20 protein-coding genes are annotated in these 20,231 nt (G+C 63.2%); 6 read left to right on the forward strand and 14 right to left on the reverse strand.

Annotation, left to right across the window (positions count from 1 at the left end; translation table 11 throughout):
- Positions 1-73: 73 nt before the first annotated feature.
- From A0U93_RS14245 to A0U93_RS14255, 3 genes are all read left to right on the forward strand, one after another.
- Positions 74-622 carry a hypothetical protein gene (locus A0U93_RS14245; RefSeq protein WP_174807208.1) on the forward strand — a complete coding sequence of 183 codons (549 nt, stop codon included), beginning with the start codon at positions 74-76 and terminating at the stop codon, positions 620-622.
- Between the two features lie 128 nt (positions 623-750).
- Positions 751-1,809: a glycosyltransferase gene (locus A0U93_RS14250; protein WP_077807914.1), complete on the forward strand. Its 1,059-nt coding sequence runs from the start codon at positions 751-753 to the stop codon at positions 1,807-1,809.
- 227 nt (positions 1,810-2,036) lie between these two features.
- Complete coding sequence (locus A0U93_RS14255; protein ID WP_245824930.1) at positions 2,037-5,210, forward strand: TonB-dependent receptor domain-containing protein; 3,174 nt, start codon at positions 2,037-2,039, stop codon at positions 5,208-5,210.
- Positions 5,211-5,268: 58 nt separating this feature from the next.
- Here A0U93_RS14255 and A0U93_RS14260 read toward each other — a convergent pair whose 3' ends face one another.
- From A0U93_RS14260 to A0U93_RS14315, 13 genes are read right to left on the reverse strand one after another with little or no spacing between them, the layout of a single operon-like run.
- Positions 5,269-5,571 (reverse strand): hypothetical protein, encoded by a 303-nt coding sequence (locus tag A0U93_RS14260; RefSeq protein WP_245824932.1) that lies wholly within the window; start codon positions 5,569-5,571, stop codon positions 5,269-5,271.
- Positions 5,572-5,583: 12 nt separating this feature from the next.
- Positions 5,584-6,738, reverse strand: coding sequence for a hypothetical protein (locus tag A0U93_RS14265; protein ID WP_077807915.1), 1,155 nt, complete (start codon positions 6,736-6,738; stop codon positions 5,584-5,586).
- Positions 6,738-8,078 (reverse strand): hypothetical protein, encoded by a 1,341-nt coding sequence (locus A0U93_RS14270; RefSeq protein WP_077807916.1) that lies wholly within the window; start codon positions 8,076-8,078, stop codon positions 6,738-6,740. Before A0U93_RS14270 ends, A0U93_RS14265 begins: the two co-directional genes overlap by 1 nt.
- A complete protein-coding gene (locus A0U93_RS14275) occupies positions 8,078-8,950 on the reverse strand; it encodes an OmpA family protein (protein ID WP_169852774.1) in 873 nt (290 codons plus the stop codon). The genes A0U93_RS14270 and A0U93_RS14275 overlap by 1 nt, the downstream gene beginning before the upstream one ends.
- Before the next feature lie 43 nt (positions 8,951-8,993).
- A complete protein-coding gene (locus A0U93_RS14280) occupies positions 8,994-10,349 on the reverse strand; it encodes an MFS transporter (protein ID WP_077807918.1) in 1,356 nt (451 codons plus the stop codon).
- 10 nt (positions 10,350-10,359) lie between these two features.
- Positions 10,360-10,764 carry a DUF4870 family protein gene (locus A0U93_RS14285; RefSeq protein ID WP_077807919.1) on the reverse strand — a complete coding sequence of 135 codons (405 nt, stop codon included), beginning with the start codon at positions 10,762-10,764 and terminating at the stop codon, positions 10,360-10,362.
- Positions 10,765-10,786: 22 nt separating this feature from the next.
- The gene (gene ccmI, locus A0U93_RS14290; RefSeq protein ID WP_077807920.1) at positions 10,787-11,518 is read right to left on the reverse strand and encodes a c-type cytochrome biogenesis protein CcmI; all 732 of its coding nucleotides are present in this window, start codon (positions 11,516-11,518) and stop codon (positions 10,787-10,789) included.
- Between the two features lie 4 nt (positions 11,519-11,522).
- Complete coding sequence (locus A0U93_RS14295) at positions 11,523-12,002, reverse strand: cytochrome c-type biogenesis protein (protein ID WP_077807921.1); 480 nt, start codon at positions 12,000-12,002, stop codon at positions 11,523-11,525.
- Positions 11,999-12,532 carry a redoxin domain-containing protein gene (locus tag A0U93_RS14300; protein ID WP_245825211.1) on the reverse strand — a complete coding sequence of 178 codons (534 nt, stop codon included), beginning with the start codon at positions 12,530-12,532 and terminating at the stop codon, positions 11,999-12,001. The genes A0U93_RS14295 and A0U93_RS14300 overlap by 4 nt, the downstream gene beginning before the upstream one ends.
- Before the next feature lie 23 nt (positions 12,533-12,555).
- A complete protein-coding gene (locus tag A0U93_RS14305; protein WP_077807922.1) occupies positions 12,556-14,538 on the reverse strand; it encodes a heme lyase CcmF/NrfE family subunit in 1,983 nt (660 codons plus the stop codon).
- A 3-nt stretch (positions 14,539-14,541) separates the two neighbouring features.
- On the reverse strand, positions 14,542-15,081 hold the full coding sequence (gene ccmE / locus A0U93_RS14310) for a cytochrome c maturation protein CcmE (RefSeq protein ID WP_077808568.1): 540 nt from the start codon (positions 15,079-15,081) through the stop codon (positions 14,542-14,544).
- A gap of 32 nt (positions 15,082-15,113) precedes the next feature.
- Positions 15,114-15,260, reverse strand: coding sequence for a hypothetical protein (locus A0U93_RS16510; protein WP_169852775.1), 147 nt, complete (start codon positions 15,258-15,260; stop codon positions 15,114-15,116).
- On the reverse strand, positions 15,257-16,048 hold the full coding sequence (locus A0U93_RS14315) for a heme ABC transporter permease (RefSeq protein WP_077807923.1): 792 nt from the start codon (positions 16,046-16,048) through the stop codon (positions 15,257-15,259). Before A0U93_RS14315 ends, A0U93_RS16510 begins: the two co-directional genes overlap by 4 nt.
- Positions 16,049-16,206: 158 nt before the next feature.
- Between A0U93_RS14315 and A0U93_RS14320 the strand changes: the two genes are divergently transcribed.
- The 3 genes from A0U93_RS14320 (at position 16,207) to pstS (ending at position 18,661) form a co-directional block, all read left to right on the forward strand.
- On the forward strand, positions 16,207-16,626 hold the full coding sequence (locus tag A0U93_RS14320; protein WP_077807924.1) for an EVE domain-containing protein: 420 nt from the start codon (positions 16,207-16,209) through the stop codon (positions 16,624-16,626).
- Complete coding sequence (locus A0U93_RS14325; RefSeq protein ID WP_077807925.1) at positions 16,623-17,555, forward strand: nucleoside hydrolase; 933 nt, start codon at positions 16,623-16,625, stop codon at positions 17,553-17,555. Before A0U93_RS14320 ends, A0U93_RS14325 begins: the two co-directional genes overlap by 4 nt.
- 122 nt (positions 17,556-17,677) lie before the next feature.
- Positions 17,678-18,661, forward strand: a complete 984-nt coding sequence (gene pstS, locus A0U93_RS14330) for a phosphate ABC transporter substrate-binding protein PstS (RefSeq protein ID WP_077808569.1) — start codon at positions 17,678-17,680, stop codon at positions 18,659-18,661.
- Positions 18,662-18,790: 129 nt separating this feature from the next.
- On the opposite strand, the gene A0U93_RS14335 is transcribed toward pstS, so the two are convergent.
- Complete coding sequence (locus A0U93_RS14335) at positions 18,791-20,206, reverse strand: amino acid permease (RefSeq protein WP_371862830.1); 1,416 nt, start codon at positions 20,204-20,206, stop codon at positions 18,791-18,793.
- Between the last annotated feature and the right edge of the window lie 25 nt (positions 20,207-20,231).

Consider the following 20,231-nt stretch of genomic DNA (forward strand, 5'->3'; position numbering starts at 1 on the left):
CGTTCGGCAGGCTTGCGGCGGATATGGCGAAAAACAGATGCGGGAAATGGGATTTCACGTTAAGGTCCAGCATATGTCCATTATCGATCGCATCAATCAGGCCGATGCCTGGTTGCTCGACCATATCTTCCAGCCCATCTCCGACCGCCTGCCGGAACGTCTGCCCGCCGTGGACGTGGGGATGAGCTGCCAGCTTGGCGCTATTCTCTTCTATGGCGCGTCGATCGCCCTGATGATTATCGTCGGGCATATGTCGCTTGGCGATGCGATGTTCAATCTGTTGGTCTGGTGCGTCGGGCTGGCGTTTTTCGTTGGCATCAACCGCGCCCGGCCGCTTGTCAAAGCCGGGCAGGCGAACCCGCTCCGGCCCATGCTGGCCGGCATGCGGCCGCTTTCCATTCCCTTCATGCTGATGGCGGCGTGGCAGGGCGCCGACGCGCCGCCCAATCTCGTGATGGCATCGTGGTTCATGACGCTATCGGACGTTGTCTTTGTGCTTGGTCTCTATCTGATCTCCTGCCAGCCGAGACCGCCATCGCGACGCACTGTGAAGAACAGGCGCGCAGTGCTGACGCCGCTTGAAGGCGGATTGAGCGGGACGTCGCGACGCGAAGTGATCTGATTCCAGCAACGTGGCGAAGGTAATTTGATATAGTCTGATACACGGCATTCAGGCATAAGGTCCTTCATACGCCCGTTGCGATCCCGACGCGCCCAATGGCGTCATCGGAAGGAAATCTCAGTTAGCGCATGCGTATTCTCCATTGCCTTTCCACCCGGGAATTTGCGGGAACGGAGCGTCATGTCGCGGAGTTGGTCAATCAACAGGCGCTTGAGCATGACGTGACGATCCTGCTGGATCGGCATACGATCGATATTCGCACCGGCGATGACATCTGCCGATATATCGGCCCGAATGTGCGGATCGTTCATGCCGGTCGGCTCGGTTATGCCGCAACGTTCTTCTGGTTGACCCGCCGACGTACCTTCGACGTGATTCACACTCATCTGGGGCGCGCAAGCTTCCGTGCGCGCTGGCTGGCGCCGCGACGCACGCCGCTGGTTGCGACATTGCACAATTGCTTCGTACCGCGTGTTTATGCCGCTCATGACGGGCTGATCTGTGTTGCCAAATGGCAACTGGATGCGCTGCCACCCTCTTCAGCAGAAAATGCAGCGGTAATCGGCAACTGGACCTGTTGTGCGAAACCCGATCCAGACCGCCGTGTACGCCTGCGGAAGGAATTCGGTATCGATGACCAGACGTTCCTTATCGGGGCAGCGGGACGGCTGGTGCCTGAGAAATGCTTCGATCTGCTGATCGAAGCTTTCAAGATCGCCAATCTGCCGCACACGAAACTAATCATTTTCGGCGACGGACCCGAGGCTGACAATCTTCGGAATCGTGCGGCTGCGAACGTCGTTTTCGGTGGCTATCGTCCTGACCTTAAACAGGACATGGTCGCTTTCGACGGTTTCGTCCTGCCTTCACGGCGGGAGCCGTTTGGTATCGTCCTGCTGGAGGCCATGGCCACGGGACTGCCGGTCTGTGCGACGGCGGCCGGCGGGGTGCTCGATCTTCTGGCCGCACATAACGAATGCCTCGTGAAACCCAATGACCGTGATGGCCTTGCCGAGGGACTGAAACGGTTGCGGTCGCGGCAGATCGTTGCCTGGAACATGGAACCCTACGACGTCGCGCAGAAAGCACTTGGAATTATGTCGTTCTATAGAGAAACAATACTGAAATGTAACAAAAAAACGTCAAACTGCGACGAGAGCACAACGGAAAGTAAAAACCGTGTCTAATTAGCAACGACACAGATTGTCACGAATATTGCATCTTTATTACGCTTGCGTCATTCCACTATCGAAAGCAGATTTTCCGCTCATCGTAACGAAACGATGCAATGCGGGAGAAGAGCACGGCAATGTCGCGTGGTGGTTTGCAACGAATATCGTCATCGAAAAAAAGTGTCGCGCGGGCGGCATTTCGTATCAGCCTGCTTGGCAGTATTTCCTGCATATGTTTCACGATGGTGAGCGCTGACGCGCAGACGCAGGCTGTCGGCACCGCACCGGCGGCGCATCACAAAAAGGCCAAGCGCCACACGCATGGTCGCGTCATGTCATCGCCGGCTCCTGTCGAGCATGCCACCGTCGGCGCGGCCGCGTCGTCGACCAGCCCTGTCAAAACGGCGCCGGCCACCCTGCCGAACGTCACTTCGACGACGAACCGCGACCTTAGTGCGGCCAACACGCAGGTGCGCGACGAGCAGATCACGGTAACGGGAACGCGTCTTTCCCAGAGCCGGCTGACGAATGTCATGGCCGGCACGACGGTCGATGCCGAGCAGTTGAAGGAGCGTGGATACACCAACGTCGGCCTGGCGCTGCTGCGCGAAGATCCGGCCTTCAGCGTGCCGAGCAACAGCCCGATCGGCAATCAGGGCAGCTATGGCGCGGGTCAGACATTCAATGGTCTGCTGGGCCTCGGCTCCCAGCGTATGCTGACACTGGTGAACGGTCGGCGTTATGTTGGCGGCGCGTCGGCGTCGATCTTCGGCGCGGCATCCGGTTCGCAGGTCGATAGCAGCACGATCCCGAGTTCGCTGGTCAAGAAGGCGGAGATCAAGTACGGCGGCGCGGGCGCTGCGTATGGCGCGGACGCCGTGGCGGGTGTCACGAACTACATCCTCGATGACGATTTCGAGGGCGTGGATCTGACCGCGCAAGGCGGCATGACGCAGAAGCTGGATGGCGGTCAGCAGAAGATTGCCTTCAAGGCAGGCCGGCACTTCGACCATGATCGCGGCAGCGCTGTCTTCGACCTCGAATATAATGGCAATTCCGGCCTGACTTATGCCGATCGCCCCAATGTCTTGGGCGGGAACGCGACGACCTACAGCCAGCCGCAGTACGGCACGGTCAGTCCGTATGCCTATACGCTTCAGCAGGCCCGGCGTTATCTTCAGGTCACGACGAGCGGTATTCCCATGACATCGGGCTTCGGCTTGCCGGATCGCTACGGCAGGCCATCGGCCGGCATCGCCGGGGCGAATGGCAACACGCTGATTTTCAGCCCTGACGGCAAGTCGCTGATTCCGCAGACCTATAACTACGCTTTCCGCGACAACCGTGCGGGTAGTGGCGGCAATGGGCCGGCGCTCGCGAACTACAATACGCTGCAAACGCCGCAGGATCGTCTCAACCTCACGACCTTGGGCAAATACGAGTTCAACGACCATCTGCGGGCGAACTGGGAAGCGTGGTACCAGCGTGGTTCCGCAAGCAGCCCGACGGCGCAGGGGTACTGGAGCACGGCGCTTTTCGACGATCCGTTGACCATGGACAACTTCCTCAACGAAGGCGCGGTGAATGGCCCGTATGTGCTGAGCACGAACAATCCGTATCTGACGGCGGCCCAGCGCACGACGATCATCAACGGGCTGGCGGCGAAAGGCCTGCCGACGGACACGTTCTACATGACGCGTCTGAATCAGGATCTGGACGGCGGCAGTTTCCAGACAACGAACCAGATGTTCCGCTTTGCCGGTGGATTGACGGGCGATTTCAATGCCGTCGGGCGCAAGTTCGAGTGGCATGTGAACGGCACCTACGGCAAATACATGAACTCGACCACGCAGCCGCAGGTTGCCACCCAGAACCTTATCAACGCCGTCAACGCCACGACGGATGCCGCGGGTAACATCGTCTGCGCGCCGGGCTATGTCACATCCAGTGCGCCAACCCGCAGCCGGAACTGCGCGCCCATCGATCTGTTCGGCACCGGGCAGCTGACACCAGCGGCCCGGGATTACGTCACGGCGGATTCGGTGGCGAAGAATTCCAATGCGCAGCGCGACTTCACGGCGGAAATCAACAGCACCGTCGTCAAGCTGCCGGCGGGCGACGTTCGCTGGGATATCGGTTACGAACACCGCCGGGAAGGCTACAACTTCAATCCCGGCGTGTTCAACCGTGGCGAATTGCTGGAGGACGGCACGTATCGTCGCTACGGCAACTCCATTCCCATCACGCCGGTTGCCGGTGCGTATCACACGCATGAAGCCTACGGAGAACTCGACGTTCCGCTGATTTCGCCGGACATGCATCTGCCGGGTGCTTACAACCTTTCCGGCACGGCCAACGGGCGCTATGTGAACAACTCCATCACCGGTGGTTACTGGACCTATATGTTCGGTGGCGCGTGGTGGCCGACACGCGATCTCGGGCTGAGCGGCAATTATGCGCAATCGGTGCGTAATCCGTCCGTCACCGAACTGTTCGCGCCGCAGGGTTCCGTCTATGACAGCGGCAGCGATCCGTGCTCGACCCAGTTCATCGGTTCGGGGCCGAATCCTGCAATTCGTGCGGCCAACTGCGCCAAGGCCGGTGTGCCGACCAATTTCAGCGACTCCAACATCAACCTCCAGACCGTTCCGGGCAGCAGTGGCGGCAATGCGCGGTTGCAGAACGAGACGTCCAAGAGCTTCACGGGGACGTTGACGTTCCAGCCTCACTTCATCCGGGGTTTCTCGCTGACGTCGTCGTTCATCGACGTGAAGATCAACAATGAGATCGAGGATCTCGGCGTGGCCGATCTCATGGCCGCCTGCTACGACTCGGCGTCCTACCCCAATCAGTATTGCAATGCTTTCACGCGTGACGGTGCGACCCACCAGATCACGAACTTCCAGGAGGGGCCGTATAATATCGCCAATCAGCACGTGCAGGCGCTGCAGTCCAAGATCGACTACTTCCTGCCGCTGCGTCGCGTCGGTCTGCCAGCGGACGCCGGGAGCGTCGAGGTGGCGGCGAACTACATCCACTATGTGAAGAACACGACGTCCTATCTCGGCACGACCTATCAGAACACGGGTGCCACGGGTTCGCCGAACGACAGCTTCACGGCCAACTTCAACTACCTGCGCGGTCCGCTACACATCCAGTGGCAGACGATCTTCTACGGTCCGAGCAAGTATGCCCTGCAGGTGACGGACACCACCTACGACCATCTGAAACGCCCGAGCTATGCGTATTTCAATACGACGATCGGCTATCAGTTCAACCGGCACTTCGATGCGAACTTCATCATGAACAACGTGACGAACTCGCTGCCGAAGTATCCGGGCACGGTCAGCCTGACCCGGTATTACGATGCAATTATGGGGCGCTCGTTCCTCCTGGAACTCAACGCGCACCTATAGGAACGACAATACCGCTGGCGACGATCGCGTCGCCAGCGTCTTCAATGCTGGAATGCCATCAGGCGCGTTTGAGCCAGCGGTCTCCGCCATGGCGGGAATGCGCGACGAAGAAGCCACCAAGCGCACCGGCGACCATGAAGACGCCGGTCCAGATCGATACCGGCAGCAGCAAGGTCGAGATGGAGGGCGCCGCAAGCATACCCAGCCCGGTGCCGGTCAATACCTCGCGCTTCGTGGGGCCGAATTGCCGTTCCGCGCCGCAATGCGGGCACAGCTCAACCGTCAGCCGTGTCTTTTGACGGCAGACCGGGCATAGCGTCAGCGTCTCCATGGCCGGCTGTTGCATGGGAATGGCGTTCATGGGCGTCCTTTGTCAGTCGGTCGCGGGATTGGCGGTCAAGGCAAGATTGACGTTGGAGCCCGGCACGCCGATGTGGCCTTTCAGGCTCTGGCCGTCACGACCGGCGAGATGCACGTTCTCGGATGGGCTCATGGTGACGACCCCGCCACTGCTCGTCGCGTTCAGCATGCAATTCAGCGCATCGGCCGGGCCATTGCAACGATAAACCCCGTTCAGCGTCGCGTTGCGCAATCGCGTGATGCCGATCCAGCTATCGACGAGCGTGCCGTCGGCATCCGCCAGCAGGGACAGATGGCCGGGCAATGTCTGCCCCGCGTCCTGAAGGGTCACGTCGTAGGCGGCTTCCCGAACCGGCAGGATGTTCGGCACGCCCAGATCGGACCCGAAGCTTGCGACGGTGGCGTTCATGGAACGCAGGGCGTTGTCCCAGAAATGCCGCGTGGTGTCCTGAAGCGCGCCCTGACCGTGCATGTCGCTTCCCAGACCGAAAACGTAGAACACACTGCGGCGCAGATAGGTGCCGAGTTGAGCACCGTAATCCACAGGTGCTGCGGGCAGGGGCTTGAAGACCGAACCCAGATCGCTGTTCTCGGCGAGGTCGGAATAGAGAATGGCGCGGACGGTTTCGCGTGTGTGAGCGTAACGCGCGCCATCGGAGACCAGTGTCCGCAGGACGGATTTGGAAGGCGGACTGGCCGGGTCGATCATGACGGCGGAGGCGGGGCGGGCGGCTTTCTGTTCGATTTTCTGCGCGGCCACGCCGAAGTCGTGGAAGAAGTAGCCCTGCTGCTCGCCGATGCTGTTCAGCGGATTGGCGGAGAAGATATGCGTCTCCGACGCCAGCCTGGCCGATTGTGCCGGTGTGTAGGCCGGCCAGCAGCCCGACCACATTTCCGTGCTGCCGCCTGTCGTGGGGGAGAGCTCCACCAGCGTCGTGCGTTCGCCGGGCGTCAGCGTGGCGCGCAGCTTGGCGTAGATCGTGCGCGCCCACTCCGTATTGCCGGCAACGAGGATGCTGTCGTCGATATAGACGACCGTTTGACGCACCGTGTGCTGCTTGCAGAAAGCCGGATCGAGGGTGTTGCCGCTGCCGAAGATCCCCTCCGCCATGGCGGAGGGTGCGAACGCCGCGGTGGAAAGTAATGTGCAGAGAAGAAAAGCGCGCATCAGAAACTCGCAGCAGAAAGGAAAAGGGGCGGCGTGGTCAGCGGCATGGCGCCGAATTCGTTGAGCGAGATTGGCGCCTGCGTGGCGACATTGATGAACGCGATGCTGCCATGGCTCTCCCGCCCCAGACGCAACAGCGCGTCGCGATAGACATAGAGATTGCGGTGCATGGCGGCGGTCGTATCCCGCTCGATGGCCGCGCCGCGTGCCCGGACCTGTTCCAGCATGTCCAGTTCCCGTGTGACGCCGCGTCGGCGGGTTTCGGCGGACTGGACTTTCTCGGCGATGCTTTTCTCATGCCGCGCCTGGACATGCCGCAACTGCTCCAGCAGCTTGCCGCGCGCCCGGTTCCAGCGGCGGCGCGCCACCCGGTACTGACTTGTCGCGTGCATATAGTCCGGGTCCGCATCATGCGCGTTATAAGAGAGGATGACGCTGACCATCCACGCGCCCAGATTGGCGATCAGGCTGATCATGACATCGCGTAGCGGATGGACGGCCACCACGCCGATATCGCCCAGTGCGCTGGTCTGCGCCTGCGCGCCGATCGCCTGCAGGGCGGCGGCCCACCGCGCCCAGCCGGTGAAGGCGAGCACGAGGAACAGGGCACCGCTCGACAGGCCGAACAGGCGCCAGTCCGTGCGTCGGGCCATCGGTTCGCGCTGCATGCCGAATCGGAACGACCACTGCTTGAGCAGCTTGCCGTGTTCATGGGCGGCGAGGGCCAGCAGGACACCCAGCACGACCGTCGAGCCGAATGCGACGGCCGGCACGCCCCAGAACTGGTTGAAGGCGTGATAGTTGATGAAGCATTCCGTTACCAGCACCAGCGCCATGAGGAGCCAGTAGAACGGATTGAGCGCGAACATGATGGCGTTGCGGTTGCGATGCTTGTCGCGAAATTCGTCGAACAGATGCCGGGAGCGGCTGTGGTGGTCGTCGATCTGTTCGTAGCGCGGGTTCTTGCGCCATTCCCTTTCCGCGCCGTCGAGTTCCGCCGCCATATCCGCGCGTTCCTGCGCGATCTGTGCGTCCAGCCGTGCGACGGCGTCCAGATCGGCGCGCTTGGGTTGGAGCGCAATCTCGAAATCGTCCCGAAGCCGCAGCCATTCCTGCGCTGCCTCCCGTCCGGGTTGCAGCAGTTCATGCCGCATCGGGCCGGTCAGGCCGTCGACATCCACCGCGATACGCTGCGCGCGCGCTTCGTGCTCCGCGAAGGCCAGCGCCTGTGCGGGACGCAATGCCAGATCGGGCAGGCGAAACGCCAGGGCGCGACCGTAAGCGGCATCCAGCGCGCGGTGTTGGCGGCTGGCGTCGTTCGTGGTTTGCGAACTGCTCATCAGTAACTCGTCTGGTTGCTGCCAAGGGGACGGGATTGAACGGGCTGCGGTGCCAGCAGTTTGACCGGTCTGACGCGTTGCACGCGAGCCCGGCGGACGGGTGCGGCCTCCAGCGGCGCGGTGGCCGGGAGTGGATCGGGCGGTGCGAGCGCGACATCTCCGGCGGGAAGCAGGCCGTTCTGGTTCAGCCCGTAAATCGGGGCGCTGGTAACATCCCGTATATCCGTTGCGAGATTCCCGGCCATGACATGCGTTTGCCGAATGGCGGCGAGGTTGTCCGCCTGGCTGGGCGAAATCAGGAATTCCACCCGACGGTTCAGCGCGCGACCCGCATCGGTATCGTTGCTGGCGATGGGTTGCCGTGCGCCGATGGCGACGGCGCTGAGCGCGGCCGTCGGAATGCCGCGCGCAGCCAGCGCGCGCAGGGCCGCCTCGGCGCGGCGACGGGAGAGGTCGACGTTATAGGCCGCCGAGCCGATTGAATCGGTATGGCCCAGTACCGTCACCGTCTGGCCGATATGTCCCGCCTTCATCTCACCCGCGATGGCGTCGAACGCGCGGGCGGCGCCCGGTAGGGGCTGGTCTTGGTCGAAGGCGAAGAACGCCCGTTCCGAAAAGACGACACGCGTGACCTGCGCCGTCGGCGACGCCGGATCAAGCGTGCCGGCGGGGATCGTCACCGTGGAGATTTGTGGGACGAGGTCGCCCGTCAGGCTGGAGAGCGTCGTGGCTGGTGGCGTGCCGACAGGCCCCTGGACGGTGGCCATCGCGCCCGGTGGCAGGGGCGGTATGGGGCCGTTCGATGCGCAGGCGGTCAGTCCGCAGGCGAAAACGGTGGCGAGAAAGGGAGCACGACGAGACAAACCGGACATGGCGCTTTTATGGCATGTCCGATTGATATCGTCTGTCAAAAATTCAGGCGCCTCTTTCATGCCGGATGGCGCCACGCGATGCGCTGAGAATGGCACCCGACAGCGCGAAGGCCACGGCGAGATACAGGCAATCGATCGCGCCGCCACTACCGCTCGAAAGGCCGAACATCACCACCACCAGCGCGGAACCGAACGACCAGCCCATCGTCCGCGCGACCGCCAGCATGCCGCTGGCGGCACCGCTGCGCATGGCCGGGCCGGCGGTCATGACAGTCAGGTTGTTGGGCGTCTGATAGAAACCGAACCCGATGCCGCTGAGTGCCATCCGCCAGATGACATCCGCGATGGCCGGTTGCGCGGGCATCAACGCCAGTGCCAGAAGGCCGCATGCCAGCACGCCGAGGCCGATGCTGCTCAGCAGCGATGAGGGGTATCGGGTGGCCAGCCGTCCGGCCCAGGGCGCGGCGAAAGCGACGAGCAACGGCCATGGTGTCACGAGCAGTCCGGTGGCGATGGCCGAGCGATGCATGACGTTCTGGAAAAGGAACGGCAGCGACACGTATGCCAGAATCTGCGCGGCGTAGGCGCAGATCGACGTCGCGATGGAGAGCGAGAACAAGGGAATGGCCAGAAGGTCGAGCGGCAGGAGTGGCGCGGGCCGATGGCGCTGCTGCCGGTAGAGACAGGCGCCGCAGAGCAGGCTGGCGGCGATTTCAGCCATGGCCAGCGTGTGTTGGCCATGACCCAGCGCGTCCACGCCCAGCACGACCAACCCGAGGGTGCCGATATTGAGGAGCGTTCCGGCGACGTCGAACGATTGCGGGCGCCGGGCGCTCATTGGCGTCACGCGGAAGAACAGCGGCACGGCGACCACGCCGATCGGCACGTTGATGAGGAACAGCCAGGGCCATGTCGCCACGGCGAGGATGCCGGCGGCCAGTGTCGGGCCGATGGCGGCGGAAATCGCCACGGCAAGGGCGATGGTGGCGAAGGCGCGATGCATTGTCTCGCGCGGCTGTGTCGAGCGGACCAGAGCCCCGCTGAGTGCCGCCATGCACGCCCCGCCGATGCCCTGCACAACGCGCGCGCTCACGAGCGCGCCGATCGAAGGTGCCATCGCACAGCCGAGCGACGCCGCGGTGAACAGCGCCATGCCGAAGCCGTAGACGCGTTTGATCCCGATGGATTCACCAAGTGCTGCGGCAGGGAGGAGACATACGGCGACGGCAATCTGATAGGCGTTGACGATCCAGACCGTTGCCGTCTCGCTGCATGCCAGTTCACGTGCGATCGTTGGCAAGGCGATGTTGGCGATCGCGCCGTCCAGTCCGGCCAGGACAATGCCCAGAACCGCGCAAAGCATGACAAGGCGGCGCGTTGCCAGGGACATTCCGGTCATGCGCGATGCGTCAGAGATAGGTGTAGGGATCGGCGATGGGACGGTTGTCGAGCAGGGCGACGATCGGTCGGACCATGCGGATGATCCACCAGATGGAGAGGAGACCGATCATGACGGCGCATAACGGAATGCCGATGATCGTCAGGAACAGCATGGCGATCAGGAGTGTTCCGGCAAGGCCGAGCCAGAACGTGCGTATCGCGTAGGTGAAATGGCTTTCGTAACGCGTGCCGCGCGCGTCGCCGCGTTTGAGATAGGCGACGATAACGCCGGGTATGCTGGTGATGCCGGTGAAGAACGTTGCGACATACAGCCCATGAACGACCCAGGCCCAGGTTTTCAACGATGCGTCGGTTTGCGGTTCGTTCATGGGCGATCCCCAGCCGGGGGGCGGCGCATCGTAAAGCGAGGTCATGGTGGCTCCGTTTTCCTGCGGGTCAATGTCCCTGATCGTGTTCTCCAACAGCGATACGCGCTTCCACCGCCATGCGCCATGGTGCATTCGGCGGCGCGGCGTCGAGCGCACGGCGGTACAGGGCGAGGCTGTCGGCCGTTATATGGCCGTCGCGTGCGGATTGCAGTTCCGCGATGCGCAGGGCGAGCTCCGGTGAGAAACGGGCGTCGAGCGCGAGGCGGAAATCGTGGAGCGCGGCCTCGTTCTGACCGCGCGTTTCCTCGACCTGCCCGAGCAAGGCATGGCCCTGGGCGTAGCCGGGGTCGTTCGGGCTCATGGCGCTCACTTCCTGTTGCAGTTTCGCCAGCAGGCCCGCCATGCGAGGGTCGTTATTCGCTACGGCCCGATGCGGCTGCGGCGGCAACGATGGATGGCCGTTGACCAGATAGAGCGCGAACGCCAGCAGGGGCACGACGACGATAACCGCCGCGACCCTGCCGCGACCGCCGCTCCGCAGTGTCGTGCCCGTCAGTCGATCCGCCGCGAGCAGGCGACGCTGGACCTCCAGCCGGGCCGTCGCGTGTTCCGCCGGGGCGATCAGGCCAAGGGCGAGGTCGCGGTCGAGTTCCACGAGTTGCCCGCGATACAGGGCCAGGGCGGACGCGCGCTCGTCCGCCATGTCCGTCGTGGGCACGGCCGTGTTCAGGCGGCGCAAACCCGCAAACAGGGGCAGTAGCGCGATGGCGCCGATCAGCAATAAACCTGCGAAAATCATAAAGCTAATCGTGTCCCGTCGCGTCCGAAGGCGACTCTGATAGTTCGTGAAGACGACGTGTTTCGTCATCGCTCAGTGGCGTCGGGGCTTCGCGGCGGCGCATGATTGTCGTTGCGGCGGTCGCGATGCCGATGACGATCGCCAGGGCCGGCATCGCCCAGAGCATGACGGTCGCCCAGGTCAGGCGTGGTTTCAGCCGTACGAATTCGCCGTAGCGCGCCGTCATCCACTGCATGATCTGCCGGTCGGTCTCGCCGCGGGCAACGTGCTGGCGAACGACGTGCCGCAGGTCGCGGGCCAGATCCGCGCTGCTGTCCTCGATGGATTCGTTCTGGCAGACGAGGCAGCGCAGTTGCGATCCGATGGCTTCGGCCCGCTGTTCCTGCTTGCGGTCCGGCAGCATTTCCGATGGATCGTCCACCGCCCATGCGGGCCCCGCCGCCAGAAACAGGCCAAGGGCCAGGATAGCGCGCGGGATTCTCATCGGAGGGCCTGCAGACGGGGCTGGATCTCGTGCCGGAACGTATCGTCGGTGAGTTCGGCCGTGCCGTGCCACGCGATGCGTCCGCCGGGGAGGATCAGGAACGTCTCCGGCACGCCCGTCACGCCCCAGTCGATGGCCGCCATACCGGAGCGATCCGCCGCGACGCGTGCGAAAGGCGAGCCGTCCCGTGCGGTGAAGCGTGCGGCGTCTTCCGGCTTGTCCTTATAGGCGATGCCCCAGATCGGCAGCTTGCGACCGATGTCGCGCAATGCCGGCATCTCCGCCACGCAGGGTATGCACCACGACGCGAAGAAATTGAGCAGGACGGGTTCCTTTTGCGCCCGAAGCGTTGCGCTGTCGAAGCCGTCGCCCTGGCCGGGCAGGCCGGGCAGGGTGAAGTCGGGCAACGACCTGTCGAGGATCGGCGCGTTGACGGCGTGCGGGTCGAAGCCGCCGCTGCTCATGCCGCCCAGCATGCGCCAGAAGCCCAGGCCCAGAGCGCCGGCGGTCGCCACCGGCAAGGCCGTCAGGACGCGGCGCCGCGCAATATCGTTCACGACGTCGCCTCCGCCCGGATCGATGCGGCCTTCTTCGGCGCGCCGACGCGCAGGCGACGGTCCGAGAGGGAAAGGCCGCCGCCGATCGCCATAATCAGCCCACCGAGCCACATCCAGGGTGCCAGCGGATTGTAATGCAGGCGCAAAACATATGTGGTGTCCGCGCCAGTGCCATGCCGGTCGCCGATGACGCCGTAAAGGTCGGCAAGCAGGTTCGTGCGGATTGCAACCTCGGTGGTTGTCTGGTGCTGGCTGCTGAAATCGCGTTTCGACGGATGCAGGACGGTCACCAGATGCCCGTGCCGACGTATGGCGATGTCGGCGATCATCGCGCGATAGTTCGGTCCCTGTGCGTCCCGGACGTCGAGAAGCGTCCATTCATAACCGGCCAGGGTTTCGGTTTGCCCGACCTTGACGTCGACGATGGCATGTTGCGCCTGCGACATGCCGCACAGGCCGAGCACCGTAACTCCTGCGCCGATATGGGCCAGCGCCGCGCCGAACGCCGAGCGCGGCAGGCTTCGGGCGCGCGCCCAGCTATGCGCGAGGCTCAGGCGCGACACGCCCAGCCGCCCGGTGAGGTCCGTAACGCTTGCCCCGATCACCCAGACGGCCCCGACGGCGCAGAGGATCGGCAGTGGGCCGCTCAACGTCCAGCAGGCGACTCCGAGGGCTACGACCGCCAGCAGGCCTGCGATGCGCAGCCGATGCAGCAGCGGCGACATTTGCGCGCGCTTCCATGGCAGCATGGTGCCGAATGCCATGGCGCCCAGAAGCGGCAGGGTGAGCGGAATGGTCGTGGCATCGAAGAACGGCTTGCCGACGGAGATCGTGCGCCCGAACAGCAATTGCGCGAAGGGCGGATACATGGTGCCCGTCACCACGACAGCGCAGATCGAGCACAGCAGGATGTTGTTCAGCACCAGCGAGCCTTCTCGCGACAGGGGGGCGAACATGCCACCGGCGACAAGGCTCGGTGCGCGCCAGGCGAAGAGCAGCAACGAGCCGCCGATGACGACCGCCAGAAGGCCGAGGATGAAGATGCCGCGCGCGGGATCGTTGGCGAAGGCATGCACGGAATTGAGGATGCCGGAACGCACGAGGAAGGTACCGGAGAGCGAGAAGGAGAAAGTCGCGATCGCCAGAAGGACCGTCCAGATCTTCAGCGCCTCGCGCTTCTCGACGACGATGGCCGAATGAACGAGTGCCGTGCCCGTCAGCCACGGGATCAGCGAAGCATTTTCAACCGGGTCCCAGAACCAGTAGCCACCCCAGCCGAGCACGTAATAGGACCACCATGAACCGAGCGCGATGCCGCAGGTCAGGAAGCACCAGGCCGCGACGGCCCAGGGCCGGACCCAGCGTCCCCAGGCCGCGTCCACGCGTCCTTCGATCAATGCGGCGACGGCGAAAGCGAAGGGCACGGCAAAGCCGACATAACCCGTGTAGAGGATGGGTGGATGGAAGGCGAGGCCCGGATCCTGGAGCAGCGGGTTCATACCCTGTCCGTCCGGCGGTGCGGGCCAGACGCGGGCGAACGGATCGGACGTCAGGAGGCAGAAGGCCTGAAACCCGGCGGAGACGCCGCCGAGGATGGCCAGGACGCGTGCGCGCAGGATCGCGGGAAGGTTGCGTCCGAAAGCCGCGACGGCCGCGCCGCATACACCCAGGATCAGGGCCCAGAGCAGGATCGAACCTTCATGGTTTCCCCAGGTGCCCGTGATCTTGTAGAGCAGCGGCTTGGCAATGGCGGAGTTCGCCGCGACGTTCTGGACGGAGAAATCGTCATGCGTCGCGGACCATACGAGGCAGAAGAACGACAGGGCCAGCGCGATCAGCTGCGATACGGCCAGAAGCGGCGCGAGGGCCAGCATGCGCCGGTCCTGTCGCGCGGCACCCCAGAGCGGAAGGATGAATTGCGTGAGCGCCAGGATACAGGCGAGCGCGAGTGCGAAATGTCCTTGTTCGGGACCGAACATACCTTAACTTCCGTTGCCGGTGGACGGGTTCTGGGCGGGAAGCGCCTTGGCGTCGGCGCGCGTCATGGTGTCCCAGCTTGACGCGCTCGGCGGCTTGCCGAAGCGCGGGTCCCATTTGCCGCTGCGCTTGAGCGCTTCGGCGACTTCCTTGGGCATGTAGGTTTCGTCATGCTTGGCCAGGACTTCGGTGGCCTTGAACACGCCGTCCGGCTGCACGCTGCCGAGTGCGACGACGCTCTGCCCTTCGCGGAACAGGTCGGGCAGGATGCCCGCATAGCGCACCGTGACGGCGGCCTGACCGTCCGTGACGGCGAAGGAATTCACGGGTGTCTCGCCGTCCCTCTGGCGTGCCAGCGATCCGGCCACGACCATGCCGCCCAGCCGGACGGTCCGATCGGCGGCGGGCGCATGCGCCTTGATTTGCGACGGTGCCATGAAGAAGACGATGTTGGAGCGAAAGGCATTCAACGTCAGGGCCGTGGCGACGCCGAGGCAACCCACGCAGGCGACCAGCAGCCAAAGCCGGCGGGTCTTGCGCGTCATGCCGCGTCGCACATTGCCCATTCGTGTGGCGCTCATCGGCCTGCTCCGTTTCGTTTCGTCTCGATCAGCGCCAGCCGTGTCCCGGCTCGGCGCAACCGCCATGCCGCCTGAAGCGACAGGGCCAGGGCGCTGCCCATGACCAGCGCATAGGAAGCGACGATGTAGGGGAGATGCGTCATGCGGCGTATTCCCGTTCGGCGATGCGGCGTGTCATGAGCTGGCGCGTTTTCTGTTCCAGAATGGCCGCTTTCAGCCGCGCGACCACAAGTGCGCCGAATCCGCATGAAAATCCGATCATGCAGACGAACAGCGGGCCCAGCATCGACATCGACATCGTGGGTGCCCCTGTCAGCGTGATGCTGTCGGGCTGATGCAGGGTGTTCCACCATTTGACGCTGAACTTGATGATCGGCAGGTCCACCGCTCCGGCGATGGCCAGCACGGCGGCGGCGCGATAGCCGCGTTGCGGCTCATCGAACGCGCGGATTAGCGCGATATGGCCCAGATAGAGGAAGAACAGCACCAGCACGGAGGTCAGGCGCGCGTCCCAGACCCACCATGTTCCCCACATCGGTTCGCCCCAGAGCGAGCCGGTCACGAGACACATGGCGGTCACGACCGCGCCGACCGGACCGATCTCCACCGCGGCAAGGTCCGCCAGCGGATGGCGCCACACCAGAGACAGTGCGCCGCAGACGGCGAGGGCAAAATAGCCGCCCGATGCGAGGATCGCCATCGGCACATGCACGTACATGATGCGCACCGTATCGCCCTGCTGCCAGTCGGCCGGGGAGAGGAACAATCCCCAGATCAGGCCGACGGCCAGGGCCATCAACGCCAGGACGCTCAACAACGGCAGCAGCCACCGCGACAGGCGCAGGAAGCGACCGGGATTGGCGAAGCGGTGCAGAAAGCCCGCCGAGGCCGGATTGGAAACCGCGCTCAAGATTAAATCTTCTCCGGACATGCAACCAAACCGGGGCATGATACGCTTTGTCGCGCTTGGCCGCAAAAAACATTACCGACAGCGGGAGGCAATAGGCCGATCGGGCGTGTCGTGATAGGTGCGAACTGTCTGTTTGTTCCGATGATGGTGATCGGAACCATCAAGGAAGCGCGAGCGGCATGGCATACTGGCTGGTGAAATCCGAGCCCGAATCTTTCTCATGGGATCGGCAGGTTGCGCATGGCACGGAGCCCTGGACCGGGGTTCGGAACCATCAGGCCAAGAAAAACCTTCTTGCCATGGCGAAGGGCGATCAGGCGTTTTTCTACCATTCGGTCACGGAGAAACGGATCGTCGGCGTGGTGGAGGTGGTGCGGGAGGCTTATCCCGACCCGACCGCCCCGGTGGAGTCGAACTGGGTATGCGTCGATGTCCGGACCGTCGGTCCGATGCCGAGGCCGGTGACGCTGGCGGCGATCAAGGCGGATGCTGCGTTGCAGGAACTGGCATTGATCCGGCAGTCGCGGCTTTCCGTGGTGCCGATCTCGTCCGATCAGTGGCAGCGCCTCTGCCGGATGGGGGAGTGGCACACGCCATGAAGATCATCATCGACACCGATCCCGGCCAGGACGACGCCATCACGATTCTTCTGGCTTTGGCGAGTCCTGAAATCGAGCTGCTCGGCGTGACGACCGTCGCGGGCAACGTGTCGGTCGGACAAACGACCGCCAATGCGATCAGGACGCTCGATCTGGCGGGTCGGGCCGATATCCCGGTTCATGCGGGCGCGGCTCGTCCGCTGGTGGCAGCGGGTGTGACGGCTGCTCATGTTCATGGAGCGACAGGTTTCGAAGGTGCCGACCTGCCGCCGCCCAGCCGTTCCGCCGATAAGGGGCATGCGGTCGATTTCATGATCGAGACGATCATGCGGCATGAGCCGGGATCGATAACGATCTGCGCCATCGGTCCCCTGACCAATCTGGCGCTCGCCCTGCGGCAGGCGCCGGCGATTGTGGGACGGCTGGCGCGGATCGTGCTGATGGGTGGTGCGTTCTCGGAGGTGGGCAATATCTCCTGCGCGGCGGAATTCAACTTCTTCGTCGATCCTCATGCGGCGGCGATCGTCTGTGCGTCGGGTGTGCCGCTGACCGTCATTCCGCTCGACGTGACGCACCGGTTGCATACCTCTGTAGCGCGTCTGGCGCGGTTTCGCGCGTTGGGTAACCGTATCGGCAATATCGTGGCGGACTGGCTGACCTTCGAGAAGCGCTTCGAGGCTGAAAAATACGGGACCGATGGCGGTCCGCTGCATGATCCGAACACTGTGGCGTGGCTGCTGGCGCCCGATCTGTATCAAGGGCGGATGGTTAATCTGCGCGTCGAGACGCAGGGCGAACTAACGATGGGGGCCAGCGTCGTCGACTGGTGGGGGATTGGCGACCTGCCGAAAAACGCACTGTTTCTCCGAACGGTCGATGCTGATGGCGTTTATGAACTACTGTTCGAACGCCTGGCGCGCCTGTCATAAAACGTTCATGCGACTCTGGCTGTTTCCGCCATTGCGGGGCGATTAGAAGGGCGGCGGACCCATCTCGGGGAATCCCTTAATAAGGATTTGCAGACATCATGCGCGCCTTCCGTTTTCTGACAATGACTTCCTGTGCGGTCGCTGCCGTTATGGCGACACAGGCTTATGCCGCCGATATCACGGGTGCGGGCTCGAGCTTCGCCGCGCCGATCTATTCCGCCTGGGGCGAGGCTTCCAAGGCCCATGGTGGTCCTGTCCTGAACTACCAGAGCGTTGGTTCGGGCGCGGGCCAGAACCAGGTCATCGCGCGCACGGTCGATTTCGGTGCGTCCGACAAGCCGATGGATGCGGCAAAGCTGGACGCGAACAAGCTCTACCAGTTTCCGACCGTCATGGGCGGGATCGTCGCGATCGTGAACGTGCCGGGTGTGGCGCCGGGTGCGCTTAAGCTGGATGGACCGACGCTTGCCGGTCTGTACGACGGGTCGATCTCCGAGTGGAATGATCCGAAGATCAAGGCGCTGAATCCGGGCCTGAACCTGCCGGAAACCGATGTCGCGCCGATTCATCGTGCCGATGCGTCGGGCACGAGCTTCGTCTTCACCGGCTATCTCTCGAAGGTCTCTCCGAGCTGGAAGCAGAAATTCGGCGCGGCTACTTCTGTCGCCTGGGCGGGCGGCGCTGGTGCGCGTGGCAATGACGGTGTTGCGGCCAGCGTGAAGCAGACGGAAGGCGGTATCGGCTATGTCGAGTATGCCTATGCCAGCCGCAATCATCTGAACGTCGCGCAGTTGAAGGATCATGACGGTCAGTTCGTAAAGCCAAGCCTGTCGAGCTTCGCGGCGGCGGCGCAGGGCGCGGATTGGGCGCATGCTGACCGTTATGCTGTCGATCTGCTCGACACGGCGGGAGCGAATGCATGGCCGATCGTTAGCGCGACATTCGCCCTGGTGCCGACGAACGCGGGCAACCCGACGCAGGCCAAGGCTGTACGCGAATTCTTCATCATGGGGCTTCAGAAGGGCGACGATGCTGCCCGTCAGCTGGACTACGTCGTGTTGCCGTCCAACATCAAGACGCAGATCGTCGGCGAACTGCCGAAGTAAGACAAAGGCCGATCCTGCGGGATCGGCCTTTTGACGATCTGTTTTGTGAATTCAAGCCGTTCGAATGGATTGCCATTCGAACGGCTTTTTTAATGGAGCGCTTTCAGTCCCTTATGCGTCAGGCATGCGTCACATGCTGTTGGCGCGCCGCCGTAGCAGTAACCAGCCGACGACGAGAATGACGGCGATCAGCGGGATTGTAGCGATGGTGTAGGTGCCTTCGGGGTAGTCGAAAGCCATCATAACGAGCACGAAGGCCAGGAAGCCGAGCGTTACCCAGTTGGAGAAAGGCGCCCAAGGCATGGCGAAGCTGACCCGCGCGATTTCGCCGCGATTGATCTTAGAGCGTAATTTCAGCTGACAGATGAGGATGAATCCCCATGTGCTGACGATGCCGACGGCGGACATGTTCAGGACGATCTCGAAAACGCGCGACGGGATCAGATAATTGAGACCAACGCCCACCATATAGACCGCGACGGTCGTCAGAATGCCGACATAGGGAACGGACTGTCGGTTCATGCGCGCCAGGCCGGTCGGCGCGGAGCCGCCCAGAGCCAGCGCACGGAGGATGCGACCGGTCGAATACAGCCCTGAATTGAGGCTGGATAGTGCGGCGGTCAGAACGACGATGTTCATGACATGACCGATGCCGGGCACGCCCAGTGCTTCGAAGAAGGTCACGAAAGGGCTGACCCCGGCATGGTAGGCGCTCCAGGGGAGCAGGCAAACCAGCAGAACGACGGAGCCGACATAGAAAAGGGCGATACGCCAGATGACGGTGTTGATGGCCCGGGGGAGGATTTCCCGCGCATCGGCGCACTCGCCGGCGGCTGTGCCCAACAGTTCGATTGCGGAATAGGCGAAGACCACACCCTGCAATAACAGGAGGGAAGGCAGGACGCCGTGCGGAAAAATACCGCCGTTTTGTGTGATGAGGTGGATGCCGGTCGTGTGGCCACCGACGGGCATGCGAAGGCCCAGGACAACCGTGCCGATGATCAGGAAAAGGACCAGGGCGATGACCTTAATCAGTGAGAACCAGAATTCCAGTTCGCCGAAATATTTCACGCCGATCATGTTCATCGTGCCGACGATACAAAGCGCCACCAGGGCGAATGCCCATTGCGGCACGCCGTCGAAGGCGCCCCAGAAATGCATGTAGAGCGCGACGGCCGTGATATCGACGATTCCGGTCATGGCCCAGTTCAGGAATGACATCCACCCCGCAACATAGGCGGCCCGTTCGCCCAGCAGTTCCCGCGCATAGGACACGAAACTGCCGGCCGTCGGGCGATACATGACGAGTTCGCCGAGGGCGCGCAGGATCATGAACGAGAAGAAGCCGCATACGAGGTAGACCAGCGCCAGTGCCGGCCCGGCCATCTGCAGCCGTGACCCGGCGCCGAGGAACAGGCCGGTGCCGATCGCGCCGCCGATGGCGATCATCTGGACCTGACGGCGGCCGAGATCCTGGTGATAGCCTTCGTTGGCCGGTGGAACAGCGGCATTGGCCGTGTTGGGGAACGTATCCAAATTGTTGATCCTGCGCACTCTGAAGACCTAAGGT

Source organism: Neoasaia chiangmaiensis (assembly GCF_002005465.1).
GTDB classification, from domain to species: domain Bacteria; phylum Pseudomonadota; class Alphaproteobacteria; order Acetobacterales; family Acetobacteraceae; genus Neoasaia; species Neoasaia chiangmaiensis.